Here is a 25,983-nt window from a genome sequence, read left to right on the forward strand (position 1 = left end):
ATGCCGAACAGGTAGCGTGATGTGCGTGAACGGACGGGACGGGGAGCAGCGCCGCGTCGCCGCCGTCATCTACAACCCCGTCCGGGTCGACGTGCCGCGGGTCAGGGCGGCGGTGGAGACCGCCGCCGCCGGCCGGTTCGAACTGCTCTGGCTCGAGACGACGCCGGAGGAGGGCGGGCAGTCGCAGGTCGGCGAGGCGCTCGCCCGCGGCGCGTCCCTGGTGCTCGCGGCGGGCGGCGACGGCACCGTGCGCGCCGTGGCCGAGGCACTGCGCGGACGGGATGCGACCCTCGGCATCATCCCCGGCGGCACCGGCAATCTTCTGGCGCGGAACCTGGGCATTCCGATCGCGAGCGTCGAAGCGGCGTGCGCCGTCGCGTTCAGCGGCCGAGAGCGTCGGATCGACATCGGTGTCGCGCTGGCGCACCGCCCGGACGGGTCGGCGACCGAGCACGCGTTCCTGGTGATGGCCGGTGTCGGGATCGACGCGACGATGATCGCCAACGCCCGGCCGCAGCTGAAGCGCCGTTTCGGCTGGCTGGCGTATGTCGATGCGGCCTTCCGGTCGCTCCCGAAGGCGTCGAAGGTCCCGGTGCGCTACCGGCTCGACAACGGACACGAGCGGTCGGCGCACGTGAGCACGATCCTGGTCGCGAACTGCGGCGCGTTGCCGGGGAACATGGAGCTCATCCCGGACGGCGAGCTCGACGACGGTCTCCTCGACGTGGCGATCGTCCAGCCCGCGACGATCTTCGGCTGGCTGGCGATCTGGCGCAAGGTGACCTGGGAGAACCGCGTCCTGCGGAAGTCGAGCATCGGCCGCAGGATCATCCGTTTCACCGACCGCGCGATCCGCACCCGGCTCAGCTACCTCCGCGGCGCCTCGGTGCAGCTGGCGGTGGATGCGCCGGAGCCGTTCGAGTTGGACGGGGACGCGTTCGGCGAGATCCTGCGCCTCGACCTCCGGGTGGACGAGTTGGCGCTGCGCGTGAAGGCCCCGGGGATCCCGGTCGGCTGACGCGGCCGCCGCCCCGGAATCCGGGAGGGCGACCGCGCCGCTCGGCCTACGCCTTCGGCGTCAGGGTCAGCACCTGCACCGCGCCGGTCGCCGTCCGCAACCGCACGGTGTCGCCCGGCTTGACCGTGACGGTCACGTGGTACACCCGGGTGTCCTCACGGTTCTCGAACCAGACGTACCAGCCGTGCTCGCCGTTGACGTTCGCGACGTACGACCCGTTCACCTCGGCCGCGACATCCGGCGTGGTGTGCAGGGTGGCCAGCGGCACGTGGATCTGCAGATCGGCGGAGGTCCCACCGAGGGAGACCAGCGCGCCGGTCACACCCTGGAAGTCGCGCGGCGCCTTCAGCACAGCGCCGACGGCCCGGCCCTGGTAGCCGAGGCCGGCCAGGTTCGGGTGCATCGAGGTCGGCGAAAGCGTGAAGCCGGAGAGCGTGATCCCGTCGATGTACGGCGTCGCGCTGCAGACCGAGTGCTCGGCGGTGTCGGCGAGCAGCGAGACGTACTCGGCGCCCGCCGCGCGGACCGCGGCCTGGGTGCGGGTGTCGAGGGTCGACTGGACGCCGTGGAAGTAGTCCAAGTCAGTGGTCGCGAACGGCAAGGCCGGCTTGCTCGAGGTCAGCGGCGAGAAGCAGCCTCCTGCGGGTGTGTGTGCGGCATCCGGCATGAGCGTGGGGTAGCCCACCACGACCACGCGGGCGTTCGGCGCCTTCGCTCGGATGCGGGTGACCGCCTCGCCGACCGCCGGGGCGACGACTCCGGCAGCCTTCGCATTGAGGGTGTCCACTCCGCCGACCGTGTACTTCTGGCGGCACGACTTCTCGCCGCTCCACAGCGGACCGTCCGCGGAGGCGGCCAGGCACGAGCGCAGAATCGCCGAGAACCCGAGGTCGTTGCCTCCGATCGAGAGGGTGACCACCTGAGTGGATGCGCTGAGCGCGTCGGTCTGCGCCGGGATGGCGCCCTTCGCGGCGAAGAGGTCGGGGATCGTCGCGCCGGAGCAGCTCTGGTCGTTGGCGATCAGTCCGGCACGCCATGCGGCCGTTCGCGGGTAGTTCGCCACCGACTGGAGGCACTCGGGGTATGCGCCCGTCAGGTGGTCCAGCGCCTGACCCGCGACGTACGAGTCGCCGAGCGCCACGTACGAGCCGGGACCGGGTGTCGCGGCGGCCCCCTGCGCCGGGACGACGGCGGCGGCCGCGGCCAGGCCGAGGACGGCGGCCACGGGCCAGGCGCGCCGGGCTCGCCTCCGTCTCGGCGATCGTGCGCTGCTGTTCGGAGGGGTGTCTCGATCCATCGTGGACTCCTTGACTGTCGAAGGTGGCTTCACCTGGACAGAGAGGTCTACGGGTCGAATCATGACGAGGAGCACTCGAAGTCGCGCCTATAGAGCGGAAATCGGGCGCAGATGGAACAGCCCGGGAGGGAGTGTCACCCCACCCCGCGCAGCACGCACACGGTCTTCGACGTCGGGGTCAGCTTCGAGGCGACGGTCCACGACGCCTCGGCCTGCGGTTCCACCGCGACCTTCGTGTCACCGGTCCCGAGAACCGTGCCCTTGTCGCTCGTGAAGAAGATGGTGACCGTCAGTTCGACGGGCGCGTCGGTGGTGTTCTTGGCCGTGCCAGCCGCCTTCCAGCCGCCGTCCGCCTTCTCGCAGGACGAGACGGTGACGGCGCGGCGCAGTTCGGGTGTGTTCGGCACGGCGGTCGGCACGTCCGTCGCCTGCTGGACCCCGGCGGGCAGCCCGTTGACGTCTGCTGCGGCCGACGGCGAGGGGGTGGCGCTCGGCTCGGGCGACGCCGTGCAGCCGGCGAGCAGCGGGAGGGCGGCCGCGAGGGCCATCGCGCCGACGGCGATACGGGCGGGGAAGGGAGTACGGCGCAGCGTCACGGTGGATCCTCTCTCGCGTCGGCCGGGCGGTCGTCGACATCGTCGAGAACCGCCGTCCTGGCCGCAGTGTATGGCGACCTCGGCGCGCTCCGAGAGACAGCTGTGCCCGGCGTCATCCCGCCGGGGCGTCGTCCTCCGGAATCGCATCCCGCATCCGCCGGCCCGAGAGCGCGGTGAGGAAGAGCAGCCCGACGAGGGTCAGCAGGCCGACCGTGATGAGCGGCCCCGCGAGCATCCACCCGAGCTGGGCGAACACCAGCGCACCGACGTCGGTGCTGGGCGTCGGGCCGCTGTACGACGACGTCACCGAGACGGCGTAGAGCACGATGCCGAGCACGACGAACCCGCCGCCGATCAGCCAGAGGGCGAGGATGAAGGGGTTGCGCCGCGGGTTCAGCTCGACGCCGGACAGCGCACCCGCGGAGGCGACGACCACCGTCTGCCCAGCGGAGGTGCCCGGTTCCAGCTGCTCCGGCAGGGCCGGGCGACCCTCGTCGAGCGAGAGCGCCGCCTCCTCGTACGGGGTCAGCGGTTCGGAGGGCGTCGCGGGCGCGGAGTCCTCCCGGGTCCGCAGCAGCGACGACGGCCGGCGGTAGGCCGAGTCGGGAGCATCGGCGCGGACGCGGGTGCGGGCGCGCTCACCCGGCTGCGGCTGATAGCCGCGCTGGAATGCGGGGTCGAAACGCGGGTCGAATCCGCCCGCCCGACCGCTGTCGTCACGCTCGTCTGCGACCATGATGACCTCCCGGCTGTCCTGTTCGGCAGCCTACGCCGACGCGCCGTCCTGCGCGCCTGCCGGCCGCTCCTCGTCGGTGAGCGAGGCCAGCCACTCGCGCGCCTCGGTGAAGACGTCGTCGCGATAGCGCTGGTCGAACTCCACCCTCTGTCCGTCTGCCCGTGGGTACGAGCCGAGGAACATGACGGACGGGCTGAACCGGCGGAGACCGAGCAGCGCATCGGCGACGCGCTCGTCCTTGATGTGCCCGTCGGCGTCGATGACGAACCGGTACCGGCCGAGCGCGTCGCCGATCGGGCGCGACTCGATGAGGCTCAGGTTGATCCCCCGGGTGGAGAACTGCTCGAGGAGGTCGAGGAGGCTGCCGGGGCGGTCGTCGGGAAGCTCGGCGATGAGGCTGGTCTTGTCGGCGCCGGTCGGCTCCGGCACGCTGCGCGTGGTGCTGACGAGCACGAAGCGGGTGACGGCGTTCGGGTTGTCGCCGATGTTGTCGGCGAGGACGACGACGTCGTGGTGGTCGACGATCCCGGGCGGCGCGACCGCCGCATCCGCCGCGCTGCCTTCGAAGAGCGATGCGGCAGCGGCGACATTGCTCGAGGCCGGCAGGTGTCCGTGGTCGGGGAGGTGCCGGTCGAGCCACTGGTGGCACTGCGCGTAGGCGACGGGATGCGCGTTCACGGTGTGCACGTCGGCGAGGGTCGTACCCGGGCGGGCGACCAGCACGAAGTTCACCGGTACGAGGTACTCGCCGATGATGCGCAGGCCCGGGATGGTGGCCAGCGCATCCTGCGCCACCGACACCCCGCCCTCGATCGAGTTCTCGATCGCGATCATCGCGGCGACGCTGCGACCCTCCACGACGTCGGCCAGCGCCTCACCGAGGTTGTTGACCGCCCGCCACTGCTTGCCGCGCGCCTCGGGCACCTGCTTGAGGGCCGCCTCCGTGAACGTGCCCGACGGTCCGAGGAAGCTGTACACGTCGTCGAGGGAGGCGGGCAGCTCCGCGGGGGCGCTGTCGGGGGCGGAGGACATGCCGCTCAGCTTACCGAGCCGTTGGCGTGGCCCCCGTGCCGTGGAAGAGTAGTGACATGGACGAACGAGCCGGCACCCCCGCCCAGCCTTCCGACCTGATCGACGTCGACGCCCTGCGGCGCGCGTACTACGAGCTGAAGCCGGATGTGAGCATCCCGGAACAGCGCGTGGTGTTCGGCACGTCGGGCCACCGCGGCTCGTCGCTGAACACGGCGTTCAACGAGGACCACATCGCCGCCACCACGCAGGCGATCGTCGAGTACCGCAACAGCCAGGGCATCACCGGCCCGCTGTTCCTCGGGGCGGACACGCACCTGCTGAGCGAGTTCGCGACGACCACCGCCCTCGCCGTGCTCGTCGGCAACGAGGTCCGCGTGCTGGTCGACGAGTTCGACGACTGGGTGCCGACGCCCGCGCTGTCGCACGCCATCATCCGCTACAACCGCGGCCGCCATGACGACCAGGCCGACGGCATCGTCGTCACCCCGAGCCACAACCCGCCGTCGGACGGCGGCTTCAAGTACAACCCGCCGCACGGCGGACCGGCCGACACCGACGCGACCAGCTGGATCGCGAAGCGCGCCAACGAGATCATCGCGAACGGGATGACCGAGGTGCGGATGGCGGAGCCGTCGGGCGTCGAGACCTACGACTTCCGCGGCCACTACGTCGACGACCTCGAGAACATCATCGACGTGAAGGCGATCCGCGACAGCGGCATCCGCATCGGCGCCGACCCGCTGGGCGGCGCGAGCGTGAACTACTGGCAGGCGATCGCCGAGCGCTACGACCTCGACCTGACCGTCGTGAACCCGGGCGTCGACCCGACATGGAGCTTCATGACGCTCGACTGGGACGGCAAGATCCGGATGGACCCGTCCAGCGCGTCCGCGATGGCCTCGGTGGTTGCCCGCCGCGCCGACTTCGACATCCTCACCGGCAACGACGCGGACGCGGACCGGCACGGCATCGTCACGCCCGACGGCGGTCTGATGAACCCGAACCACTACCTCGCGGTCGCGATCGACTATCTGTTCCGCACGCGCACGGAGTGGCGGAAGGACGCCGCGGTCGGCAAGACCCTGGTCTCGTCGTCGATCATCGACCGGGTGGCGGAGTCGCTGGGCCGGCGGCTGTGGGAGGTTCCGGTCGGGTTCAAGTGGTTCGTCCCCGGCCTCATCGACGGGACGGTCGGATTCGGCGGCGAGGAGAGCGCGGGCGCCTCCTTCCTCCGCTTCGACGGGACGGCGTGGACGACGGACAAGGACGGCATCCTGCTGGCCCTCCTCGCGAGCGAGATCCGCGCGGTGACGGGCAAGTCGCCCTCCCAGCTGTACCGGGAGCTGACCGAACGCTTCGGCGACCCGGTGTACCAGCGTGTGGATGCTCCCGCCACGCCGGAGCAGAAGGCCGCGCTCTCGAAGCTCGACGGCGACGCCATCGCCGCCACCGAGCTCGCGGGCAAGCCCATCACCGCGAAGCTGAGCCGCGCGCCGGGCAACGACGCGCCCCTCGGCGGCGTGAAGGTGCAGACGGAGTCGGCGTGGTTCGCCGCGCGTCCCTCCGGCACCGAGAACGTGTACAAGATCTACGCCGAGTCGTTCGTGGGCGAGGACGACCTGCGCGAGGTGCAGGACGAGGCGAAGCGGATCGTCGGGGACGCGCTCGGCGCCTGACTCAGCGTCGCCCCGCCGTCAGCCGGGGTAGGTCTCGCCGCCCGGGAGCCCGAAGAACTCCTCGAGAGTGGTGACGCCCGTGGTGTGCAGCTGCGTGGAGAGGAGCACTCCGACGTAGCGGAAGTGCCACGGCTCGTACGTGAATCCCGTGACGGCGACCTTGTCGACCGGATAGCGGAGGATGAATCCGAAGCGCCAGGCGTTCGCCGCCAGCCAGCGGCCCTGCTCGGTCTCGCCGAAGCAGGCGTCGAGAGAGCAGTGCGCGGGGACGGCACTGATGTCGACGGCCAGGCCCGTCTGGTGCTCACTGTGCCCCGGGCGCGCGGTGTCCGTGTCGGCGTAGGCCTGACCGTTGCGGGCGACGTCGTCGGCGTACACGCGCGTCTGCGAGTCGAAGGAGCGATAGGCGCTCTGGATGGAGAGGCTCAGGCCCGCCTCCGACTTCGCCGCCTGGAACATGGCCACGACAGCGGCGGCGGTCTCCTGCCGCATCGGCTGGTCGTTGAGGTTCGGGACATCCGGATAGATGAGGTCGGCGGGGGCGTAGTCCACCGGGTTCAGGCCGCGCGCCTTGTTGACCACGACCCAGGGACTGGCCGGGTCGTCGGTCGACTGGGCCGTCTTGTCGAAAGCGACCGGGGTCGGCGTCGGCGGAAGAGTCGGCGTCGGGCGCGGCGGCCGCGGCGACGGGGCGGAGCGGTGGGGTGTCGGACGATGCGTCGCGCCGGCCGCGGCGACCGAGCCGGGGACGCATCCCGACAGCACCAGCATCGCCACGAGTGCGCCGCCGATGACAGCGGCGCGCCTCATCCCCACCCGCCGTTCGCGGGCACCCCCCAGAGTCACGCGATGAGCATAGCTCACGCGCGTGACGCGGCCCGGCGGGTGTGGCCGGAATAGCGATCGCTACTTGGAGAGGCTCCAGAAGTGGCCGATGCCACCCGGGTGGTCGACCGTGATGGCCTCGTCGAGGTCGCGGTAGTCGCTGTCCTCGTTGTGGCCCACCATCTTGATCTTGATCTGGCCGTTCACGTTCTGCACGGCGGAGACGATCTGCACGTGGTCGAGCGAGTTGTTGTCGTTCCAGTCGAACATCACGATGTCGCCGACCTTGATCTTGTCGCGCTGGTCGAACGAGTACTCGGTGAGACCGAGCTTCGCGGCGTTCTCGCGGAAGTAGTTGTCCATGGCCGGCACGTATCCCCAGGCCGGGCTCCAGTCGGCCGCGGCGTCATGGTTGTACCAGTCGCCGTTCATCTGCCAGCCGCGGGCGATGAGGGTCTGGCTGACGAAGTTCGCGCAGTCGCCGCCGACGGGGTTCAGGTCGCCGTACTCGGCGGTGTTGTAGTTCTTCCAGTAGGTGAGCGCGTAGGCGAGCTGCTTGTCGACCGGCGTCTGCACCTGGTAGTCGTACGTGGCGGTCGTGGTGGTCACGGGCTTCCCGCTCTTGTCGGTGACCGTGATGGGCACGCTGCCCGCCTGGAAGTTGGCGGCGGCGGGCACGGTGACGACGACCTTGTCGTCGGTCGCCTGGGTGACGGTGGCCGGCTGGCCACCCACCTGGACCGCGGCGACCTTCTCGAGGTTGGAGCCGGTCAGGGTGACGGTTCCGCCAGAAACGCTGCCCGCGGCGGGCTGGACCGACGACACGACGGTCGCGGACGGGGATGGCGTGGGCGCGGCGGCCTGGGCGACGGCCTTGGTCACGGGCGACGGCTCACCGGCGCACGCCGTGAAGACGAGCGCCGCGGAGGCGGCGACAGCGGCTGCGGCGAGGATCCGGCGGGGACGGCTGAGAGATCTCATAGAACTTTCGAGGCGATTTAAGAGATGGTCGGGGGTCGGCGTTTCCAACGTACGCCTCCTATATATGCGTGACCTGGATGGGGGTCACCGGCGTTCGTTTTCCGCCACAGGGATGGCGCGGTTTCCTGCGGATGGCAACGTTGCGTCCGCCTCGTGTTCGCCGCTGGCGAACGGAGCCGCGCGGCACGTCCCGCGTGCGTTGTGAGCATCGAGGCAGCGGGTGTAACTTTGCAGTCTCCGCAAAATTCTCTTTGCCCCACACCGGTGTGACGTCCCGCGTGCCGGGCGTCCCCACACCCGACTCTCGACCCGGAGACAGATGTCCAGTCAGACCAGCGCGGCGACAGCCGCCCCCAAACCGATCATGTCGCATCGCGAGATCCTTCTCGTGATCTTCGGCCTCATGGCCGGCATGTTCCTCTCCGCCCTCGACCAGACGATCGTCGGTACGGCGATCCGCACCATCGGCGACGACCTGCACGGACTCAGCGAGCAGGCGTGGGTCACCACCGGCTACCTGATCGTGTCGACGATCTCCACCCCGATCTACGGCAAGCTCTCCGACATCTTCGGCCGCCGGCCGCTGTTCGTGATCGCCATCGTGATCTTCATCATCGGATCGATCCTCGCGTCGTTCTCGACGTCGATGGTCGAGCTCGCGGCCTTCCGTGCCATCCAGGGCCTCGGCGCCGGTGGCCTCATGTCGATGCCGCTCGCGATCATGGGCGACATGCTCGCTCCGCGGGAGCGGGCGAAGTACCAGGGCTACTTCCTCGCCGTCTTCGGCATCTCCAGCCTCATCGGCCCGCTGATCGGCGGACTCTTCGCCGGCGCGGACCAGATCCTCTGGATCACCGGATGGCGCTGGGTCTTCCTCATCAACGTGCCGATCGGCCTCGCCGCACTGGCGATGGTGCTGCGCTTCCTGCACCTGCCCAAGCGGGAACGCGGGTCCGCCCGCATCGACTGGTGGGGTGCGGCCGGCGTGATCGTCGCGCTCGTCCCGCTGCTGCTGGTGGCCGAGCAGGGCCGCACGTGGGGTTGGGACAGCCCGGCCTCCATCGCCTGCTACGTGATCGGCGTCATCGGCGTCATCGCCTTCATCCTCATCGAGATCGCGATGAAGGACGACGCGCTCATCCCGATCAAGCTGTTCCGCTCGAGCACCTTCTCGATGGCGACCATCATCGGCGTCTTCGTGGGCTTCGGGATGTTCGGCGCCATGCTGACCCTGCCGCTGTACCTCCAGCTGGTGCTCGGCTCGACTCCGACGGAGTCCGGTCTGCAGCTGCTGCCGATGATCCTCGGCCTGATGGTGTCGTCGATCGTCTCCGGCCAGATCATCGCGCGCACCGGCCGCTACCGGCAGTTCCCGATCATCGGCACCGCGATGCTCGCCGGCGGGTTCTTCTACCTGACCTTCATCAAGGCGGACGACTCGTACTGGTTCATCGCGGGCGCCATGCTGCTGATCGGCCTGGGCCTCGGCCAGCTGATGCAGACGCTGACCATCGCCAGCCAGAACTCGGTCGGCCTGCGGGACATGGGTGTCGCGACCAGCGCATCCACGTTCTTCCGGCAGATCGGTGGAACGCTCGGCACGGCCGTTCTGCTGTCACTGCTGTTCACGGTGTTCCCGACGAACATCAAGACGGCCCTGACCGACACCCCGACGCTGACCAGCGCCCTGGATGCCGCGCTCACCCCCTCGGTCGCCAGCGCGCCCGAGAACAAGCAGATCATGGACCAGATCTACAACAAGATCGTCGACCCGATCGAGAAGCAGGCGCAGGCCCAGGCGCACCAGGCCGGCGTCCAGCAGGCGGTCGCCCAGGGCGTGCCGCAGGCCGTCGCCGAGCAGCAGGTGCCGGCCGAGCCGATCGACTTCTCGAACGCCGATCAGCGCAACCAGGTCGTCGACGCCGTCGTGCCGACGGTCGCCGACAAGCTCAAGACGACGAACAGCGGCTCGAGCAGCGCTGACGTCAACGACACGTCGTTCTTGAACGACGCCGATCCGCGCCTTGCTAAGCCGTTCCTCGTGGCCTTCAACGCGTCGGCGGTGACGGTCTACTGGGTCGCGATGATCGTGGTGCTGATCGCCTTCGTGCTGTCGCTGTTCTTCAAGACCCCGCCGCTGCGCGCGAAGTCGGCTCTTCAGGAGGCGGCGGACGACGCGGCCGATGCGGCGGACGCGCAGGCAGAGAAGGATCGGGCGCTCACCCCGGCGGGCGTGCTCGCCTCCGCGGCCGAGGACGACGACGCCGAGCAGTACGACACCGGCATCATCGCCAATCGCGCCGCTGCCGAATTCGGTGCGCTGATCGAGCCGGGCGCGGACACCGCATCGACTCGGGCGCAGCGCCCGCGGCCCGCGGTCGACTAGCGCGACCTCACGGAACGGCCGTCACCCCTCGGGGGTGGCGGCCGTTTCGCATGTCCCGGAAAGACGCGGATGAGAGCGCGACCACACAGGACTTGACAACCTCTGCCCAACCGTTCTAGATTCACCTGCAACGCGTGAGAGCGCTCTCACGCCTTCGCAATGAGAGCGCTCTCAGCGCGCACCAGGCGCACACAAGACACACGCACAAAGGAGTGAACCGTGAAGCTTTCACGACGCACCAGGATCGCCGCGGCCGTCGCCGGCGCAGCATCCTTCGCCCTCATCGCAGCCGGATGCTCATCGAGCGGAGGCAGCGGATCGAGCTCGGACCCCGTCACGCTGACCGTCACCACGTTCGGCACGATGGGTTTCGACAAGCTCTACTCGCAGTACGAGAAGGAGCACCCGAACGTCAAGATCAAGGCCACCAACATCGACACCGGTGACAACGCGCTCACCGACTGGCAGACCAAGCAGGCGGCCGGAAGCGGCCTCCCCGACGTCCAGGCCGTCGAAGAGGGCTGGCTCAGCAAGGTCATGCAGGTCTCCGACCAGTTCAACGACCTGAAGGACTACGGCGCGAACGACATCAAGGACCGCTGGGTCGACTGGAAGCTGAAGCAGGCCACCGACAAGAGCGGCCGGATCATCGGCTACGGCACAGACATCGGACCGGAGGGCCTCTGCTACAACGGCAAGCTCTTCGCCGCGGCCGGCCTCCCCAGCGACCGCGAGTCCGTCGCCAAGCTCTTCGGCGGCGACAACGCCACCTGGGACGACTTCTTCAAGGTCGGCGAGCAGTACCACGCCGCCACCGGCAAGCCCTGGTACGACCAGTCCGGCTTCATCTGGAACGCCATGGTGAACCAGCAGGAGGAGGGCTACTACACCAAGGACGGCAAGCTCAACATCGAGGACAACAGCGACCTCAAGGCGCTGTGGTCGAAGCTCGCGGCCGGCGCCGCTGCCGGACTGTCCTCCAACCAGACCCAGTGGGACTGGGGCAAGGGCAAGGCCTTCACCGACGGCTCCTTCGCCACGTTCGTCTGCCCCGGCTGGATGCTGGGCGTCGTGCAGGGCCAGGTCAAGGCCGGCGGCGGGGATGCCACCAGCGGGTGGGACTTCGCCAACGTGTTCCCGGGCGGCGCGGCCAACTGGGGCGGATCGTTCCTGACCGTCCCGAAGCAGTCGAAGCACCCGAAGGAGGCCGCGGCCCTCGCTGCCTGGCTGACCACCGCCAAGTCGCAGGTCCAGACCTTCCAGGCCGCGGGCACCTTCCCGTCGGTGACCGCCGCCCAGACCGACGCGGGTGTCACCGGTGAGAACGACCTGACGAAGTTCTTCAACAACGCGCCCATCGGCCAGATCCTGGGCGAGCGTGCCAAGGGCGTCGTCGCCCAGTACAAGGGACCGGACGACTCCGTCATCCAGTCGCAGGTCTTCGGGCCGTCCGTCCAGGAGCTCGACTCCAAGAAGGCGAACGGCGACCAGGCGTGGAGCAACGCCATGAAGTTGCTCAACCAGCTGGTCGTCAACAAGTAACCCGAAACCGCACAAGGGCCCCCGCCGTCGCAACAGCGGCGGGGGCCCGCTCCACGGGGAGAACCGCCATGACCACCACCGCACCCACCGCCCGGGACGACGCCGCAGGCGCCGCCCCCGCCGCATCGCCGCGGCGCGGCCGCGCACCGCGCGCCGACCTCAGCTTCCGACAGCGCCTCAACCGCTTCGACGTCAAGGCGTCGCCCTACTTCTACATCGCGCCCTTCTTCATCCTCTTCGGGCTGGTCGGGCTCTTCCCGCTCGTCTACACGTTCGTCGTCTCGCTCAACAACTGGAACCTGCTCACCGGGCCCGGCGAGTGGGTCGGCTTTAAGAACTACGCAGCGGAGCTCAGCGACCCGTTCTTCTGGAACTCGCTGTTCAACACGATCAGCATCTTCCTGCTCTCCGCCATCCCGCAGCTGGTCGCCGCCGTGTTCATCGCCGCGATCCTCGACCAGAACATCCGCGCCAAGACCTTCTGGCGGATGAGCGTCTTGCTCCCCTACGTCGTCACCCCGGTCGCGGTGACCCTCATCTTCTCGAGCGCGTTCGACGAGAAGTACGGCCTCATCAACAACATGCTGCAGGCCATCGGCCTCGACCCGGTGATGTGGAAGACCCAGACCTTCCCGTCGCACGTCGCCATCGCCTCCATGGTGAACTGGCGCTGGACGGGCTACAACGCGCTCATCCTGCTGGCCGCCATGCAGGCGGTCCCCCGCGACATCCACGAGTCGGCCGCCCTCGACGGCGCCGGATCGTTCCGCCGCTTCTTCTCGATCACGCTGCCGAGCATCCGCCCGACGATGATCTTCGTCATCATCACGGCCACCATCGGCGGCCTGCAGATCTTCACGGAGCCGAAGCTGTTCAACCCGTCGAGTGCGGTGCCCGGAGGCCCGCAGCGGCAGTACCAGACCACCGTGCTCTACCTGTGGGATATGGCGTTCAACCGTCAGAACTTCGGAAAGGCCTCGGCCATCGCGTGGCTGCTGTTCCTCCTGATCGTCGTGTTCGGCGTGCTCAACTTCCTGATCTCGCGCCGCATCGCCTCGACCGAGAGCCGGCTCGGTAAGAAACGGACCGCGAAACGACTGCAGGCCTCGCGCATCCTGGCCGCAGCGAGCGAGGAGAAGAACCTGTGACCGCCACAGCACGCGAGACCCGCGCGCCCCGCCCCGTAGCCGGGACCCGACCCGGACGGGCCCCCAAGCGCAAGGCCCTCGGCATCGACCGCCGGCCCGGATTCCTCACCTACGGCATCCTGCTCGCCCTGTTCATCGGCGGCGCCTACCCGCTGTGGTGGTCGTTCGTCGCCGGCTCCAGCGACAGCACCGTGCTCACGTCGACCTGGCCGCCCCTGCTGCCCGGCGGGCAGTTCTGGACCAACGTCGGGGAAGTGCTGAACACCGTGCCGTTCTGGCTGGCGCTCGGCAACTCGATCATCGTCGCGTCGGTCATCACCGTCTCGGTCGTCGGATTCTCGACGCTCGCCGGCTACGCGTTCGCCAAGCTGCGCTTCCGCGGGCGGGAAGGCCTCATGGTCTTCGTCGTCGGGACGCTGGCGGTGCCGACGCAGCTCGGCATCATCCCGCTGTTCATGGTCATGAAGCAGTTCGGCTGGACGGGCACCCTCGGCGCGGTCATCGTGCCGACCCTGGTCACGGCGTTCGGCGTGTTCTTCATGCGGCAGTACCTGGTCGACGTGATCCCCGAGGAGCTCATCGAGGCGGCGCGTGTCGACGGCGCGAGCATGATCCGCACGTTCTGGCACGTCGGCGTCCCCGCCGCGCGACCGGCGATGGCGATCCTCGGTCTCTTCACGTTCATGACCGCGTGGACGGACTACCTCTGGCCGCTGCTCGTCGCGCCACAGAACCCGACACTGCAGGTGGCGCTCAGTCAGCTGCAGTCGGCCAAGTACGTCGACTACTCGATCGTGCTCGCCGGAGCCGTGCTCGCCACCATCCCCCTGCTGATCCTCTTCGTGCTCGCCGGCCGGCAGCTTGTGTCCGGCATCATGGCCGGCGCGGTGAAAGGTTGAGAATGAACCGCACCTGGCCCGACGGCTTCCTCTGGGGGTCGGCCACCGCCGCAGCGCAGATCGAGGGCGCCGCCCACGAGGACGGCAAGGAGGACTCCATCTGGGATGCCTTCGCCCGGGTCCCGCAGGCGATCGCCGGCGGTGACACCCCCGAGGTCGCGGTCGACCACTACCACCGCATGCCGGAAGACGTGGCGCTCATGGCCTCCCTCGGGCTGCAGTCGTACCGGTTCTCGACGTCGTGGGCGCGGGTGAAGCCGGGCGACCGGACCGTCAACCCCGCCGGGCTCGCGTTCTACGACCGGCTGGTCGACGAGCTGCTCGGCGCCGGCATCCTGCCGTGGCTCACGCTGTACCACTGGGACCTCCCGCAGGCGCTCGAGGAGAAGGGCGGCTGGGCGGACCGCGACACCGCGTACCGGTTCCGCGACTACGCGATCGCCGTGTACGACGCCCTCGGCGACCGGGTCGACCACTGGACGACCTTCAACGAGCCGCTGTGCTCCTCGCTGATCGGCTATGCGGGCGGCGAGCACGCCCCCGGGCGGCAGGAACCGCGCGCCGGACTCGCCGCGCTGCACCACCAGCACCTCGCCCACGGGCTCGCCGCCGCCGCGATCCGGTCGCGAGCCGCGGAGCGCGGTAAGGGCGATGAGCTGAAGCTCGGCATCACCCTCAACCTGACGACCGCCGTGCCGAACGATCCCGCCGACCCGGTGGATCGGGAGGCCGCCCGCCGGATCGACGGGCTGTGGAACCGGATGTACCTCGAGCCGCTGCTGCTCGGCGCTTACCCGGCCGACGTGCTGGAGGACGTGCGCGAGCACCGGTTCGAGGAGCTCGTCCACGACGGCGACCTCGCCGCGATCGCGCAGCCGCTCGACTTCCTCGGCGTGAACCACTATCACGACGACAACGTGAGCGGGCATCCCCTCGGCGCGGACGAGCCCGCGCCGGTCGTGCCCACGGCGCGGCCGACCTCGTCTCCGTTCGTCGGCAGCGAGTACGTGACCTTCCCGTCGCGGCACCTGCCCACCACCGCGATGGGATGGGAGGTCAACCCCGACGGGCTGCGCGCCCTGCTGGTGCGCCTCACCCGCGACTATCCGACCCTGCCGCCGCTGTACATCACCGAGAACGGCGCCGCGTACGAGGACGTCGTGTCCGGCGACGGCCGTGTGCACGACAGCGAGCGCGCGGCGTACATCCTCGCCCACATCGACGCGGTCGGCCGCGCCATCGACGAGGGAGCCGACGTGCGCGGGTACTTCGTCTGGTCGCTGCTCGACAACTTCGAATGGGCGTGGGGCTACGCCAAGCGGTTCGGGATCGTCCGCGTCGACTACGAGACGCAGGAGCGCACGGTCAAGGACTCGGGGCGGGCGTTCGCCGAGGTCATCGCGGCAGCACGCGCGGAGGGCGTCGCGGAGGAGGTCGCCGCGTCGCACGTCTAGCATGGACGCGAGCGACGAGGAGACCCGATGACGACCGAGCAGATCACGGGCGGGGCGGTGCCGACCCTGGAGGCGGTGGCCGCGCGCGCCGGGGTGTCGCGCGCGACCGTGTCGCGGGTCGTTAACGGATCGCCCAAGGTGACGGCGGAGGTCGTCGCCGCGGTGGAGCGGGCGATCGCCGACCTCAACTACGTGCCCAACCGTGCCGCGCGCTCGCTGGCGTCGCGGCGCACGCAGGTCGTCGCCCTCGTCGTGCCGGAGTCGACGGCCAAGGTCTTCGCCGACCCGTTCTTCGCATCCATCGTCCAGGGCGTCGCGCTCAGCCTCGCCGACACGGAGTACACACTCAACATGGTGATCTCGTCGGAGACCACCCCCGACAAGACCCGGCGCTACCTGATGGGCGGCAACGTCGACGGAGCGCTCGTGGTCTCGCACCACTCGGGCGACCACTCCTATGCGCAGCTGGGCGCATCCCTCCCGCTCGTCTTCGGCGGACGCCCGGTCAGCGAGACCGAGCACCTCTCATATTACGTGGATGTCGACAACGTCGCCGGCGCGCAGGTCGCCACCCAGCACCTGATCGACCGCGGGCGCCGCAACATCGCCCTCATCACCGGACCGCAGGACATGCCGGCCGGCCTCGACCGCTACACGGGCTGGAAGCGGGCGATGGATGCGGCCGGGCTCGACGCCACGCGCGTCGCGTACGGCGACTTCTCGCCCGCGTCGGGCTCCGAGGCGATGCGTCGGCTGCTGGCGGAGGGCCGTCCGATCGACGGGCTCTTCGCCGCGAACGACCAGATGGCGGCCGGAGCGTACTCGGCGATCCATGAGGCGGGCCTCAGCATCCCGGGCGACATCGCGGTGGTCGGGTACGACGACGACAGCTTCGGCCTGATGTCGACGCCGCCGCTGACGACGGTGCACCAGCCGTCCATCGGGCTCGGCGAGACCATGGCGCGGGTGCTGGTGCGGCGCCTCGCGGGCGAGCACGTCGACCGCGTGACGCTGCTGCCGACCGAGCTGGTGGTGCGTCAGAGCACCTGACGCGCGCTGCGGGCGGTGCGCTTGCGGGCGCGGTAGGCAGCGGCCTTCGCGCGGTCGCCGCAGCCGGCCATCCCGCACCAGCGGCGATTGGATGCGCGCGATGCGTCGAGGAACGGCCGCGTGCAGTCGGTGCCCTCGCACCACTTGAGGTGCCGGGCGTTCTCGGGGCGGAACGCGTCGATGGCCGCCCGCGCGACCGCGGCGAGGCAGCCGCCGAGGTCGCCCGTCGTGGTGACGGTGCGGTCTGTGGCGAGGACGGCGACCGGGAGAGGCGCGGCGGCGTGATGCTGCAGCCGCCGGACGGCGTCCGCGTCGAGCGGTTCGCCCGGATCCGTAGTGAGGAGCTGCCAGATCGTCTCGCGGAGGCGGAGGGCCTCGCGGTGGCCCGCGTCGTCGACGAGCGGAGGCGCATCCACCACTCCCGCATCCGCGAACCAGCGGGCCAGCGCCTCAGGGGTCGGGACGCGTTCGACCGCCGTCGTCCGCCGTTCGGCGACGGTTGCCACGAAGTCGAGGGCGAGATTGCCCGCGACGAACTCGAAAGTCACGTCACTATCTTGACAGGTGACGCGAGCGGGGGCAACGTGTGGCGCATGAGCGAGCGGAGAGCCGGCGTCATCGCCTACGTCACCTCTGCCGTGACCGCGCGATCGGCGGACGCGGGGGCGATCGTCGCGGCGGTGCTCGCCGGGACAGCCGTCGGCGGTCCCGCCGCGGGAGGGCTTCTGGCCGCCGCGCTCACCATCCCGCACCTGATCGGGCCGCTCGCCGGACGGCTGCTGGATGCGCGCGAGCGGCCCGGGCCGGTGCTCGCGGCCGCGTTCGGCTGGTACGCGGCGTTCCTCATCGTCGCCGCGGTGACGCTGCCGGTGAGCATCATCGGCGCGGCAGCGGCGCTGGCAGCAGCCGGATGCGCGGGGCCGCTCGTCACGGGAGGGTTGAGCAGTCGGCTGGCGCCCATCCTGGCGACGGTGTCGACGTCGGATGAGCCGGTGGCGGACGCCGGAAGTGTCACCCAGCGCCGTGGGCAGGCGCTCGACGCGCTCACCTACGGCGTCGCCGGGACCGTCGGCCCGGCCGCCATCGCCGCCGGCGCCGTCATCCTCTCTCCCGGCGGAGCGCTGGCGGCGACCGCGGGACTGCTGGTGATCGCCGCGGTGCCGGTGCTCTGGCTCCCGCGCTCCCGCCAGACGGCCGCGCGCGACACGAGTGGCGGCATTCTGCGAGTGCTGCTCGCGTCCGCGCCCCTTCGGCGCACCACCGTCGCCACGGTGGGCTCGGCGACGGCGCTCGCGTCGGCACCGGTCATCGCCGCCGCCCTGGCGGCGAGCCGGGGCGCATCGCCGGCTTCGGCGGCCTTGCTCATGGCGCTGTACGGCGCCGGCGGTCTGGGGGCGGCGCTGCTCCTCATCGCGCGGCCGTTGTCCGGGTCGCCGGAACGTCTGGTGCGCATCGGGGTCGCGGTCGCGAGTCTCGCGCTGCTCCTGCCGTTAGCGGCGCTGCTCGTGCCGTCGGCCGCGACGGTGATCGCCGGGGCGGCGTTCGCCCTCGTCGGTGCCGCGAGCTCCGCCCTGTTCGCCGCGACCCTCGCCGCCCGCACGGAGTACTCGCCGCCCGGGGCGGCCGCACGCGTCTTCGCGACCGTCGCCGGGGTGAAGGTGGCCGGGACCGCGATGGGGGTGGCCGCCGCCGGACTGATCGCTCCGTTCGGTGCCGGGGTGCTCATCCTCTGCGCCGCAGGCGTCTGCGCCCTCACGCTCGCCGCGGTCGCCCTCGACGCCGCGATCACGTCCCGTCCCTCCCGCGCCGCCCGCTCGTCCCGCTCGTCCCGCTCGTCCCGTACCTCCCTCGCCCCCTGACCCCCACCGTCGAGTCCGCAAACTTTGCACGCTCCTGCGGTGCGGCGCGTGCAAAGTTTGCGGACTCGACGGTGGGCGGAGGGGCGGTGGGGCAGGGGCGGACAGGGGGGATGCGGAGGGAGCGGGGCGAGCGTACGGTCGCGGCATGCCTACATACACTGCGAAGCGAGCGCTCGAGGGCGACGCCGACGAGTACTTCGACTACGTCTCCGACCCGGAGAATCTTCCCGCCTACTTCCCGCGCATGACCGAGGCCCACGAGCTGCCCGACGGCAAGGTCGAGACGACCGCCCACGTCGATGCCGACCAGGACGGCACCGACGAGACGGTCACCTCCGAGGCGAACTTCGACGTGGATCACGCCGCGCGCGAGGTGCGCTGGTCGGCTCCCGGCCCGCACGACTACCACGGCTCGCTCCGCCTGACCGACGACGGCGTCGAGCTCAGCATCCACACCACGCAGGAATTCGACGGGATGCAGCAGGCGCTGGACGGATCGCTCGAGAAGATCGCGCAGAACCTGCGCGAGAAGGCCTGACCGACCAGCGCGATGTTCGACGGGTTCGAGGTCGCCGACGTCGATGTCGGCGAGGCGCGCATCCACGTCCGGATCGGAGGCGACGGACCGCCGATCGTGTTGCTGCACGGCCACCCGCGCACAGGCTCCACCTGGCATCGGGTCGCGCCGCTCCTGGTGGAGCGCGGACACACCGTGGTCGTCCCCGACCTCCGCGGCTACGGCCGCTCGACTGCGCCCGCGCCGCAGCCCGATCACGCGCAGGCGTCGAAGCGGGCGATGGCCGAGGATGTCCGCGAGCTGATGCGCCGACTCGGCCACGACCGTTTCGACCTGGTCGGGCATGACCGCGGCAGTTACGCGGCGTTCCGACTGGCGATAGACCATCCCGAAGCCGTCCGCCGTGTCGCGCTGCTCGACTGCCTCCCCATCGTCGAGCACCTCGACCGCATCACGCCGGAGTTCGCCACCCAGTGGTACCACTGGTTCTTCTTCGCCCAGCCGGACACTCCCGAGCGCGTCATCAGCGCCGACCCGGACGCCTGGTACCACGGCGATCCGGATGCCATGGGGCTCGAGAACTTCGCCGAGCGACGGGAGGCCATCCACCGCCCGGAGGTCGTGCGCGCGATGCTGGAGGACTATCGCGCGGGGCTCACCGTCGACCGGGCCGACGAGGAGGCGGACCGCGCCGCCGGCCGCAGGCTGATGATGCCGCTGCTCGTGCTCTGGTCACTCCGCGACGACCTCGAGCAGCTCTTCGGCGACCCCCTCGCGATCTGGGATGCGTGGGCCACCGACGTCCGGGGACACGGGATCGACTCGGGTCACCACGTCGCCGAGGAGGCGCCCGCGGAGCTCGTCGGTGCGCTCGTCGGGTTCTTCGACGAGCACGAGGACGGCTCCGCGGCGCCCTGATCCGCTAACGGCAGGCCGTCTCCAGCTCCTTCATCGAGGCTGAAAGCGTCGTGAGCTGCTCCTTGGCCCGGGCGATCGTGTCGTACGCGCTCCCCGGGTCGGCCGGGGCATCGGTGGACGCGGCCTCGAAGGTCACGATGACATCGTCGAGCGCCGTCACTGCGTTCTCCGCAGCGTCGGCGACCTCCGGGTCGTCGATCGTCACGGCGAGCGCGTGCGCCTCAGCGGAGAGCTCCTGCATTTCCGAGATCGCCTCGATGCGCTCAGCACCTGTGGCCTGGGCGATCCCGCCCATCTGCTCGCTGATGTCGACGACGAGTTCGCCGATCTCCTGGCACCCTGGCTTGTGGAACGCGGACGGCGAGCCCTTCTGCGATGCCGTGTCGACGGCGCTCTGCACGGCGGCCGCGGTAGCGACGACGATCAGGATCGACACCACGATGGCGAGCACGCTCATGACCGCGCCGACGATGATGCCGGACCAGGCCAGACCGCGTCCTTTGTCACCCGACCGCTTGATCTGGGAAAGAGCGATGCCTCCGCAGATGAAGGCGGCGAGAGGAACGAGGAAGCCTGCGATCAGGGCGATGATCGCGAGGACGTTGGTCTTCTGCGGACGCGCGTGCGCAGGAAGGCCGGGCGGGATGGGCGGGGCCGAATCACCGGGTGTGACCGACGCGGCGGGTTCGATGGGAGCGGCGGGTCGGGCGTCCGCCTCCGCGGGGGTGGGGGTGTCGTCGTTCATGGGGCCTTCCTGGGCGCGGCCTGCGCGCCGGGCGTCGTAGGGCGGCGCGAATCACCGCCCACCCGTGCAGACGTACCGAATGTCGGCAATATGACGCGGCTGCGGCCGAGGCGAACACCCGCCCGAGCGTCAGGCCAGGCGGCGGTACAGGCGGTTGCCCAGCGCGGCCAGCACGAACCCGGTCGCCACGATCGCGGCGACGCCGCCCGCGTAGGCGATAAACAGGTGCTCCGTGCCCGACTGCGCCGAGAAGTACGTGACGAGAAGCGCGATGACCGAGCCGGCGGCGCAGACCGTGCCGATCCACACCAGCGGCCACAGCTTGCTGCGCACCGGCGGTTCGGCGCCCGGCAGGTGCAGCCACGCCAGCACGATCCCGGCGAGGCAGCCCCAGAACGCGACGACGAGCATTCCGGCCACGACGTCGCTGGGCCGGTGCCACTGCTCGACCAGGGTGGATGCGCCGGCCGCGATCGCGAAGATCGAGCCGATGACCGCGGCGACCGGGCGGAGGCGCGGCGACGCCACCAGGAACACGACAAGCGCAGCAGAGGCGGCGACCGCCGTGTGACCGGAGGGCAGCGAGTTGGAGAGCCCCACATCCACGCCCTTCTCGGGCCGGGACAGGATGGTGTACTTCAGCACCTGCGTGCTCACGTTCGCACCGATGGCCGCCCCGACAGCCACCGCGAACACCAGCCAGTTGCGCCGGACCAGCACGATCACGATGGCCACGATCGCCCCGATCACCACCGAAGCGACCGGCAGCGCGTTGAGGAACGTGTGCGCGAACTCGATCACGTCGCCCTTCCAGGCGTCGGCCCCGGCGAAGGCCCGCTCATCGATGACCTGGCCGATGTAGCTCTGCACGAACACCAGGTAGACGGCGACGAACGAGCCCGCGGAGACGAGCGCACCCCAGAGGAAGGGGAGGGCGCGGAGGCTCGATCGCATAGTGCATCCACCCTTCCACACACGACTCTGAGATTTCCGGACGAACGCCGAGGATCGCGGGGATCCGCTCAGTCGACGAAGCGAACGCCGGGTTCGCAGGCCGCCAGCCGGTCGCGCATGACCGCGACGGCGGCCGGATTGCTGTCCACCAGCACGAAGCGCCGGCCGAGCGCCGAGGCCACAGCGCCGGTCGTGCCGCTCCCCGCGAAGAAGTCGAGCACCCAGTCCCCCTCACGGCTGGACGCCTGGACGATGCGGCGCAGCACGCCCTCCGGCTTCTGCGTCGGGTACCCGGTCTTCTCGCGACCCGTCGGCGACACGATGGTGTGCCACCAGACGTCGGTGGGCAGCTTTCCGAGCTGCGCCTTCTCGGGGGTCACGAGGCCGGGCGCCATGTACGGCTCCCGCTCGACCGCGGCATTGTCGAAGTGGTACGCGGTCGGGTTCTTCACGTAGACGAGGATCGTGTCGTGCTTGGCCGGCCACCGGTTCTTCGGCTTCGCACCGTAGTCATAGGCCCAGATGATCTCGTTGAGGAACGACTCCCGGCCGAACAGCGCATCCAGCAGCACCTTGGCGTAGTGCGACTCGCGGTAGTCGAGGTGGAGGTACAGCGTCCCGTCGTCGGCCAGCACCCGCCAGGCCTCGATCAGGCGCGGCTCCAGGAAGCCCCAGTAGTCCTCGAAGCGGTCGTCGTAGCTGAGCAGGTCGCCCTTGATGCGCTCGTAGCTGCGCCCCTTGAAGCCGATCACGCTGCCGACGCCGCCCTCGGAGCGCACCGACGTGAGGGTCTGGCGCGCCTGCGGCCGCCCGGTGTTGAAAGGAGGGTCGAGGTAGATCAGGCGGAAGGACGCGTCCGGCAGAGCCGCCAGCACCTCCAGGTTGTCGCCCTGCACGACCGTGCTGGGCGCATCCGGATGCCACAGCGGTTCGGCTGCGGGAGCGGGCTGCGACATGCGACCATTCTCGCAGCGGAGAGAATGGACTGTGCACAACCTCGGCCTCCTCTTCGACGTCGACGGGCCCATCGCGAGTCCCGTCACCCGCACCATCGCCATCCGCAGCATCGTCACCGACCTCGTCGCGATGGCCGCCGCGGGCGTTCCGATCGCGTTCATCACCGGACGGTCGGGCGATTTCATCCGCAACCAGGTGGTGAATCCGCTGTGCGACGCGGGCCTCGGCGATGCGCTCGATCAGCACGGCGCGCGGATGTTCGGCGTGTTCGAGAAGGGCGGCGCGTGGGCGCCGATCACCGGCGAGGGGATGGGCGAAGTCACCGTGGACGAGACGGTCGCCTTCACGCCCGAGGCGGTCGACGCGGTCCGCCGGCTCGTGCGCGAACGCTTCGCCGACACCATGTTCTTCGACGAGACGAAGCGCGCGATGATCTCGGTCGAGCAGCGCACCGACGTGGATGCAGAGACCTACGCCGAGGCCCAGTCGCGCTTCCAGGACGCCGCCTTCGACGCGCTGACCGGCCTCGGGGTCGGCCTGCGCTACGGCGACCGGGAGGCGCCCGACGCCGATGGTGCCGTGCCGTACCGGATCGACCCGACCATCATCTCCACCGACATCGAGTCGGTGCTGCTCGACAAGGACCGCGGAGCGCAGCGCGCCTTCGACTACTTCGCGGCGCGCGGGCCGCTCCCTCGCCGCTGGCGGTCGGTGGGCGACTCGCGTAGCGACTACAAGATGGCGGACTTCGTGCACGACGCGGGCTACGAGGTCGCGCACGTGGATGTGCGACCCGCCGACGGCGTGCTCGAGCGGCCGTACCAGGTGATCACGATCGGCGACGCCATCCACGACGACGCCGGCGCGGAGTTCCTCGCCCACTGGCGCCGCGAACTCGGTCTGGACGCGACCGCCTGACAGCCTCGATGCGCGCGATTTGCGCCAAATCGCTGTTATGCGGCCGTCATAACCGAGATTTGGCGCAAATCTCGCGGCAGCGGGAGGCGGGGGCGGGGCGTGGGGAGACGCGCGCGTCAGGCGAGCTCGCGGCCGCGGTTGCGGCGGCGGATCTCGCGCGGCGCCCGCCCGCCGAGGAAGGAGCGCGCCGGGTCGACCATGAAGCCCTGGCGGAGCGCCTCGCGGCCGACCAGCATCCGGAAGCCCATCTGGTCGCGGTTGGTCAGCGTCGTCTCCGCGGTCACCGGGCGGCCGCCGAGCACCAGCTCGAGCAGCACGACGATCCGCTCCTCCGTGTGACCGGACGAACTGCGCACCACACGGCGGTCGTGCACCGCGCACTCGGCGGTGACCGCATCCCGGTCGGAGTCCTGCCACGGCTGCACCCGGAACCGCACCCGGTCGCCCGGCAGCTCCTCGATGTCGAAGGCGTGCAGGGACGAGCTACGGGCGCCGGTGTCCACCTTCACCTTGATCCACGGCACGCCGATACCGGGAAGACTCACCCACTCACGCCAGCCGACCGTGTCGGTGGTTGGATGGAGGTCGGCCATTCCCCCATCTTTGCAGGAGCCCTCCCGTGAAACTCGCCATCCTCTCGCGCGCCCCGCACGCGTACTCGACGCAGCGGCTGCGTTCGGCGGCCGAGAACCGCGGTCATACGGTCAAGGTGCTCAACACGCTGCGGTTCGCGATCGACCTCTCCGGCGACGAGCCGGACCTGCAGTACCGCGGCCGGCTGCTGTCCGACTACGACGCGATCCTGCCGCGCATCGGCAACTCGATCACCTACTACGGCACCGCGGTCGTGCGGCAGTTCGAGCAGATGGATGTGTACACGCCGAACACCGCGAACGGCATCACGAACTCGCGGGACAAGCTGCGGGCCACGCAGATCCTCTCGCGCCACAACATCGGGATGCCGCGCACGGCGTTCGTGAACAGCCGCGCGGACGTGCGCATGGCGATCGAGCGCGTCGGCGGCGCGCCCGTCGTGATCAAGCTGCTCGAGGGCACGCAGGGCATCGGCGTCATCCTGGCCCCGGAGGCGAAGATCGCGGAGTCGATCATCGAGACGCTGCACTCCACGAAGCAGAACGTGCTCATCCAGAGCTTCATCGCCGAGAGCCGCGGGCGCGACATCCGCGCGCTCGTCGTCGGGGACCGGGTGGTGGCCGCGATGCGGCGGGTGGCGAGCGGCGACGAGTTCCGCTCCAACGTGCACCGCGGCGGCACCGTCGAGAAGGTCGCACTGACTCCCGAGTTCGAGGAGGCGGCAGTGCGGTCGGCCCAGATCATGGGACTTCGCGTCGCCGGCGTCGACATGCTGGAGGGCAAGGACGGCCCTCTGGTGATGGAGGTTAACTCCTCACCGGGGCTCGAGGGCATCGAGCGGGCGACCGGACTGGATGTGGCCGGTGCGATCATCGACTTCATCGACAATCAGGTGGCGTTCCCCGAGATCGACGTCCGTCAGCGCCTCACCGTCTCGACCGGCTACGGAGTCGCCGAACTGCTCGTGCACACCAACGCGGACCTCGTCGGCAAGACCCTCCGCGACTCCGGTCTCGGCGACCGCGACATCTCGGTGCTCACCCTGCACCGGGGCGCGTCCGTCATCCCGAACCCGCGCAGCGGCGTCGTCCTGGAGGCCGGAGACCGGCTGCTCTGCTTCGGGCGGCTGGAGGAGATGCGGTCGATGATCCCGGACCGGCGCAAGCGCCGCGCCAAGGTGCGCAAGCTGCCGAAGGAGGCGCAGGAGGCGCTGACCGAGAGCGAGACCGCGCCCGTCGCCGCGACGGAGTGAGAGCGGGCGACGGTGCTGCTATGCCGCCGCCGTCGTCCGGGCGCGCACGTGCGCCCGTTCGCCCTGCGCCCCGAACAGGGACACCAGTTCGACCGCGCCTCCCGGCTCGGCTCCGAACCAATGCGGCACTCGCGTGTCGAACTCCGCCGCCTCCCCGGGCTCGAGCACGACCTCCTCGTCGCCGAGCAGCAAGCGGAGCCGTCCGCTGAGCACGTAGAGCCACTCGTAGCCCTCGTGGGTACGCTGCCGCGGGACGGCGCGAACGCGGGGCGGTACGACGATCTTGTAGGCCTGCAGTCCCGTCGCGTGCCGGGACAGCGGCAGAAGGGTCATCCCCTCGCAGTCGATCGGCCGGGCACGCACCCGCGGGTCTGACGGCGGCGTCCGGACGAGCTCGTCGAGCGTTGTGCCGTACACGCGCGCCAACGGCAGCAGAAGTTCGAGAGTCGCCTTGCGGCGGCCGGACTCCAGGCGGCTCAGCGTGCTGGTGGAGATACCGGTGGCCTGCTCGACCTCGGCGAGTGTGAGGCCGCGGTCGGTGCGCAGGCTGCGCAGCCGGGCCCCGGCGGCCGCGATGGCGTCTTCGGTGTCCATGGGACTATTTTGCCATTTCGGCAAGATTATTTGCC

Annotated in this window: 25 protein-coding genes; 13 read left to right on the forward strand and 12 right to left on the reverse strand. The window is 70.1% G+C overall.

The features are described 5' to 3' along the window. The first annotated feature begins 19 nt into the window (after nucleotides 1–19). Nucleotides 20–1,018, forward strand: a complete 999-nt coding sequence (locus J2Y42_RS03405) for a diacylglycerol kinase family protein (protein WP_309855058.1) — start codon at nucleotides 20–22, stop codon at nucleotides 1,016–1,018. A gap of 46 nt (nucleotides 1,019–1,064) precedes the next feature. Here J2Y42_RS03405 and J2Y42_RS03410 read toward each other — a convergent pair whose 3' ends face one another. The 4 genes from J2Y42_RS03410 to pheA all read right to left on the reverse strand — a co-directional run bounded on the left by J2Y42_RS03410 (nucleotide 1,065) and on the right by pheA (nucleotide 4,679). Beyond that, nucleotides 1,065–2,315 carry an SGNH/GDSL hydrolase family protein gene (locus J2Y42_RS03410; protein WP_309855060.1) on the reverse strand — a complete coding sequence of 417 codons (1,251 nt, stop codon included), beginning with the start codon at nucleotides 2,313–2,315 and terminating at the stop codon, nucleotides 1,065–1,067. Nucleotides 2,316–2,449: 134 nt separating this feature from the next. After that, nucleotides 2,450–2,911, reverse strand: coding sequence for a hypothetical protein (locus tag J2Y42_RS03415; RefSeq protein WP_309855062.1), 462 nt, complete (start codon nucleotides 2,909–2,911; stop codon nucleotides 2,450–2,452). A 112-nt stretch (nucleotides 2,912–3,023) separates the two neighbouring features. After that, nucleotides 3,024–3,647, reverse strand: coding sequence for a hypothetical protein (locus tag J2Y42_RS03420; RefSeq protein ID WP_309855064.1), 624 nt, complete (start codon nucleotides 3,645–3,647; stop codon nucleotides 3,024–3,026). 30 nt (nucleotides 3,648–3,677) lie between these two features. Then, a complete protein-coding gene (gene pheA / locus J2Y42_RS03425) occupies nucleotides 3,678–4,679 on the reverse strand; it encodes a prephenate dehydratase (protein WP_309855066.1) in 1,002 nt (333 codons plus the stop codon). Between the two features lie 56 nt (nucleotides 4,680–4,735). On the opposite strand from pheA, the gene pgm reads away from it, so the two are divergent. Further along, a complete protein-coding gene (gene pgm / locus J2Y42_RS03430) occupies nucleotides 4,736–6,355 on the forward strand; it encodes a phosphoglucomutase (alpha-D-glucose-1,6-bisphosphate-dependent) (RefSeq protein ID WP_309855068.1) in 1,620 nt (539 codons plus the stop codon). An 18-nt stretch (nucleotides 6,356–6,373) separates the two neighbouring features. Here pgm and J2Y42_RS03435 read toward each other — a convergent pair whose 3' ends face one another. Both J2Y42_RS03435 and J2Y42_RS03440 read right to left on the reverse strand, forming a co-directional pair. Continuing rightward, nucleotides 6,374–7,201 carry a M15 family metallopeptidase gene (locus J2Y42_RS03435; RefSeq protein WP_309855070.1) on the reverse strand — a complete coding sequence of 276 codons (828 nt, stop codon included), beginning with the start codon at nucleotides 7,199–7,201 and terminating at the stop codon, nucleotides 6,374–6,376. 60 nt (nucleotides 7,202–7,261) lie between these two features. After that, nucleotides 7,262–8,161: a DUF1287 domain-containing protein gene (locus J2Y42_RS03440; RefSeq protein ID WP_309855072.1), complete on the reverse strand. Its 900-nt coding sequence runs from the start codon at nucleotides 8,159–8,161 to the stop codon at nucleotides 7,262–7,264. 319 nt (nucleotides 8,162–8,480) lie between these two features. Here J2Y42_RS03440 and J2Y42_RS03445 point away from each other — a divergent pair, with 319 nt between their 5' ends. The 6 genes from J2Y42_RS03445 (at nucleotide 8,481) to J2Y42_RS03470 (ending at nucleotide 16,640) form a co-directional block, all read left to right on the forward strand. After that, nucleotides 8,481–10,547 carry an MDR family MFS transporter gene (locus J2Y42_RS03445; RefSeq protein WP_309855074.1) on the forward strand — a complete coding sequence of 689 codons (2,067 nt, stop codon included), beginning with the start codon at nucleotides 8,481–8,483 and terminating at the stop codon, nucleotides 10,545–10,547. A gap of 219 nt (nucleotides 10,548–10,766) precedes the next feature. After that, nucleotides 10,767–12,089, forward strand: a complete 1,323-nt coding sequence (locus J2Y42_RS03450) for an ABC transporter substrate-binding protein (protein WP_309855076.1) — start codon at nucleotides 10,767–10,769, stop codon at nucleotides 12,087–12,089. Between the two features lie 68 nt (nucleotides 12,090–12,157). Further along, complete coding sequence (locus tag J2Y42_RS03455) at nucleotides 12,158–13,237, forward strand: sugar ABC transporter permease (RefSeq protein WP_309855078.1); 1,080 nt, start codon at nucleotides 12,158–12,160, stop codon at nucleotides 13,235–13,237. Then, on the forward strand, nucleotides 13,234–14,136 hold the full coding sequence (locus J2Y42_RS03460; protein ID WP_020076363.1) for a carbohydrate ABC transporter permease: 903 nt from the start codon (nucleotides 13,234–13,236) through the stop codon (nucleotides 14,134–14,136). Before J2Y42_RS03455 ends, J2Y42_RS03460 begins: the two co-directional genes overlap by 4 nt. Before the next feature lie 2 nt (nucleotides 14,137–14,138). Beyond that, nucleotides 14,139–15,590: a GH1 family beta-glucosidase gene (locus J2Y42_RS03465; RefSeq protein WP_309855081.1), complete on the forward strand. Its 1,452-nt coding sequence runs from the start codon at nucleotides 14,139–14,141 to the stop codon at nucleotides 15,588–15,590. A gap of 27 nt (nucleotides 15,591–15,617) precedes the next feature. Next, on the forward strand, nucleotides 15,618–16,640 hold the full coding sequence (locus J2Y42_RS03470; RefSeq protein WP_309855083.1) for a LacI family DNA-binding transcriptional regulator: 1,023 nt from the start codon (nucleotides 15,618–15,620) through the stop codon (nucleotides 16,638–16,640). Here J2Y42_RS03470 and J2Y42_RS03475 read toward each other — a convergent pair. Next, nucleotides 16,628–17,188 carry a CGNR zinc finger domain-containing protein gene (locus tag J2Y42_RS03475; protein WP_309855084.1) on the reverse strand — a complete coding sequence of 187 codons (561 nt, stop codon included), beginning with the start codon at nucleotides 17,186–17,188 and terminating at the stop codon, nucleotides 16,628–16,630. The two genes, J2Y42_RS03470 and J2Y42_RS03475, sit on opposite strands and share 13 nt — an antisense overlap. Nucleotides 17,189–17,233: 45 nt before the next feature. Here J2Y42_RS03475 and J2Y42_RS03480 point away from each other — a divergent pair, with 45 nt between their 5' ends. The 3 genes from J2Y42_RS03480 (at nucleotide 17,234) to J2Y42_RS03490 (ending at nucleotide 19,934) form a co-directional block, all read left to right on the forward strand. Beyond that, nucleotides 17,234–18,499, forward strand: coding sequence for a hypothetical protein (locus tag J2Y42_RS03480; RefSeq protein ID WP_309855086.1), 1,266 nt, complete (start codon nucleotides 17,234–17,236; stop codon nucleotides 18,497–18,499). A gap of 145 nt (nucleotides 18,500–18,644) precedes the next feature. After that, nucleotides 18,645–19,037, forward strand: coding sequence for an SRPBCC family protein (locus J2Y42_RS03485; protein WP_309855088.1), 393 nt, complete (start codon nucleotides 18,645–18,647; stop codon nucleotides 19,035–19,037). A gap of 12 nt (nucleotides 19,038–19,049) precedes the next feature. Continuing rightward, complete coding sequence (locus J2Y42_RS03490; RefSeq protein ID WP_309855090.1) at nucleotides 19,050–19,934, forward strand: alpha/beta hydrolase; 885 nt, start codon at nucleotides 19,050–19,052, stop codon at nucleotides 19,932–19,934. A gap of 4 nt (nucleotides 19,935–19,938) precedes the next feature. Here the strand turns inward: J2Y42_RS03490 and J2Y42_RS03495 are convergent, their stop codons facing one another. The 3 genes from J2Y42_RS03495 to J2Y42_RS03505 form a co-directional block, all read right to left on the reverse strand. Further along, complete coding sequence (locus tag J2Y42_RS03495) at nucleotides 19,939–20,679, reverse strand: DUF4190 domain-containing protein (RefSeq protein ID WP_309855092.1); 741 nt, start codon at nucleotides 20,677–20,679, stop codon at nucleotides 19,939–19,941. A gap of 129 nt (nucleotides 20,680–20,808) precedes the next feature. Beyond that, nucleotides 20,809–21,633 carry a phosphatase PAP2 family protein gene (locus J2Y42_RS03500; protein ID WP_309855094.1) on the reverse strand — a complete coding sequence of 275 codons (825 nt, stop codon included), beginning with the start codon at nucleotides 21,631–21,633 and terminating at the stop codon, nucleotides 20,809–20,811. Between the two features lie 68 nt (nucleotides 21,634–21,701). After that, nucleotides 21,702–22,589, reverse strand: a complete 888-nt coding sequence (locus J2Y42_RS03505) for a site-specific DNA-methyltransferase (RefSeq protein ID WP_309855096.1) — start codon at nucleotides 22,587–22,589, stop codon at nucleotides 21,702–21,704. 31 nt (nucleotides 22,590–22,620) lie between these two features. Here J2Y42_RS03505 and J2Y42_RS03510 point away from each other — a divergent pair, with 31 nt between their 5' ends. Further along, the gene (locus tag J2Y42_RS03510; RefSeq protein WP_309855098.1) at nucleotides 22,621–23,508 is read left to right on the forward strand and encodes a hypothetical protein; all 888 of its coding nucleotides are present in this window, start codon (nucleotides 22,621–22,623) and stop codon (nucleotides 23,506–23,508) included. 116 nt (nucleotides 23,509–23,624) lie between these two features. Here J2Y42_RS03510 and J2Y42_RS03515 read toward each other — a convergent pair whose 3' ends face one another. Next, nucleotides 23,625–24,101: a RimK/LysX family protein gene (locus J2Y42_RS03515; protein WP_309855100.1), complete on the reverse strand. Its 477-nt coding sequence runs from the start codon at nucleotides 24,099–24,101 to the stop codon at nucleotides 23,625–23,627. A 26-nt stretch (nucleotides 24,102–24,127) separates the two neighbouring features. On the opposite strand from J2Y42_RS03515, the gene rimK reads away from it, so the two are divergent. Further along, entirely contained in the window at nucleotides 24,128–25,354 is a 1,227-nt protein-coding gene (gene rimK / locus J2Y42_RS03520; RefSeq protein ID WP_018192648.1) for a 30S ribosomal protein S6--L-glutamate ligase, read from the forward strand. An 18-nt stretch (nucleotides 25,355–25,372) separates the two neighbouring features. Here rimK and J2Y42_RS03525 read toward each other — a convergent pair whose 3' ends face one another. Continuing rightward, complete coding sequence (locus J2Y42_RS03525) at nucleotides 25,373–25,948, reverse strand: XRE family transcriptional regulator (RefSeq protein ID WP_309855105.1); 576 nt, start codon at nucleotides 25,946–25,948, stop codon at nucleotides 25,373–25,375. Nucleotides 25,949–25,983: the final 35 nt, after the last annotated feature.

This window comes from Leifsonia sp. 1010 (assembly GCF_031455295.1).
Classification (GTDB): Bacteria; Actinomycetota; Actinomycetes; order Actinomycetales; family Microbacteriaceae; genus Leifsonia.

Coding starts and splice junctions, on each gene's coding strand:
- J2Y42_RS03490 (WP_309855090.1), top strand. CDS start 19,050: ATGTTCGACGGGTTCGAGGTCGCCGACGTCGATGTCGGCGAGGCGCGC.
- J2Y42_RS03480 (WP_309855086.1), top strand. CDS start 17,234: ATGAGCGAGCGGAGAGCCGGCGTCATCGCCTACGTCACCTCTGCCGTG.
- J2Y42_RS03505 (WP_309855096.1), bottom strand. CDS start 22,589: ATGTCGCAGCCCGCTCCCGCAGCCGAACCGCTGTGGCATCCGGATGCG.
- J2Y42_RS03515 (WP_309855100.1), bottom strand. CDS start 24,101: ATGGCCGACCTCCATCCAACCACCGACACGGTCGGCTGGCGTGAGTGG.
- J2Y42_RS03525 (WP_309855105.1), bottom strand. CDS start 25,948: ATGGACACCGAAGACGCCATCGCGGCCGCCGGGGCCCGGCTGCGCAGC.
- J2Y42_RS03500 (WP_309855094.1), bottom strand. CDS start 21,633: ATGCGATCGAGCCTCCGCGCCCTCCCCTTCCTCTGGGGTGCGCTCGTC.
- J2Y42_RS03455 (WP_309855078.1), top strand. CDS start 12,158: ATGACCACCACCGCACCCACCGCCCGGGACGACGCCGCAGGCGCCGCC.
- J2Y42_RS03495 (WP_309855092.1), bottom strand. CDS start 20,679: ATGAACGACGACACCCCCACCCCCGCGGAGGCGGACGCCCGACCCGCC.
- J2Y42_RS03445 (WP_309855074.1), top strand. CDS start 8,481: ATGTCCAGTCAGACCAGCGCGGCGACAGCCGCCCCCAAACCGATCATG.
- J2Y42_RS03440 (WP_309855072.1), bottom strand. CDS start 8,161: ATGAGATCTCTCAGCCGTCCCCGCCGGATCCTCGCCGCAGCCGCTGTC.
- J2Y42_RS03465 (WP_309855081.1), top strand. CDS start 14,139: ATGAACCGCACCTGGCCCGACGGCTTCCTCTGGGGGTCGGCCACCGCC.
- pgm (WP_309855068.1), top strand. CDS start 4,736: ATGGACGAACGAGCCGGCACCCCCGCCCAGCCTTCCGACCTGATCGAC.
- pheA (WP_309855066.1), bottom strand. CDS start 4,679: ATGTCCTCCGCCCCCGACAGCGCCCCCGCGGAGCTGCCCGCCTCCCTC.
- J2Y42_RS03420 (WP_309855064.1), bottom strand. CDS start 3,647: ATGGTCGCAGACGAGCGTGACGACAGCGGTCGGGCGGGCGGATTCGAC.
- J2Y42_RS03485 (WP_309855088.1), top strand. CDS start 18,645: ATGCCTACATACACTGCGAAGCGAGCGCTCGAGGGCGACGCCGACGAG.
- J2Y42_RS03470 (WP_309855083.1), top strand. CDS start 15,618: ATGACGACCGAGCAGATCACGGGCGGGGCGGTGCCGACCCTGGAGGCG.
- J2Y42_RS03410 (WP_309855060.1), bottom strand. CDS start 2,315: ATGGATCGAGACACCCCTCCGAACAGCAGCGCACGATCGCCGAGACGG.
- J2Y42_RS03405 (WP_309855058.1), top strand. CDS start 20: ATGTGCGTGAACGGACGGGACGGGGAGCAGCGCCGCGTCGCCGCCGTC.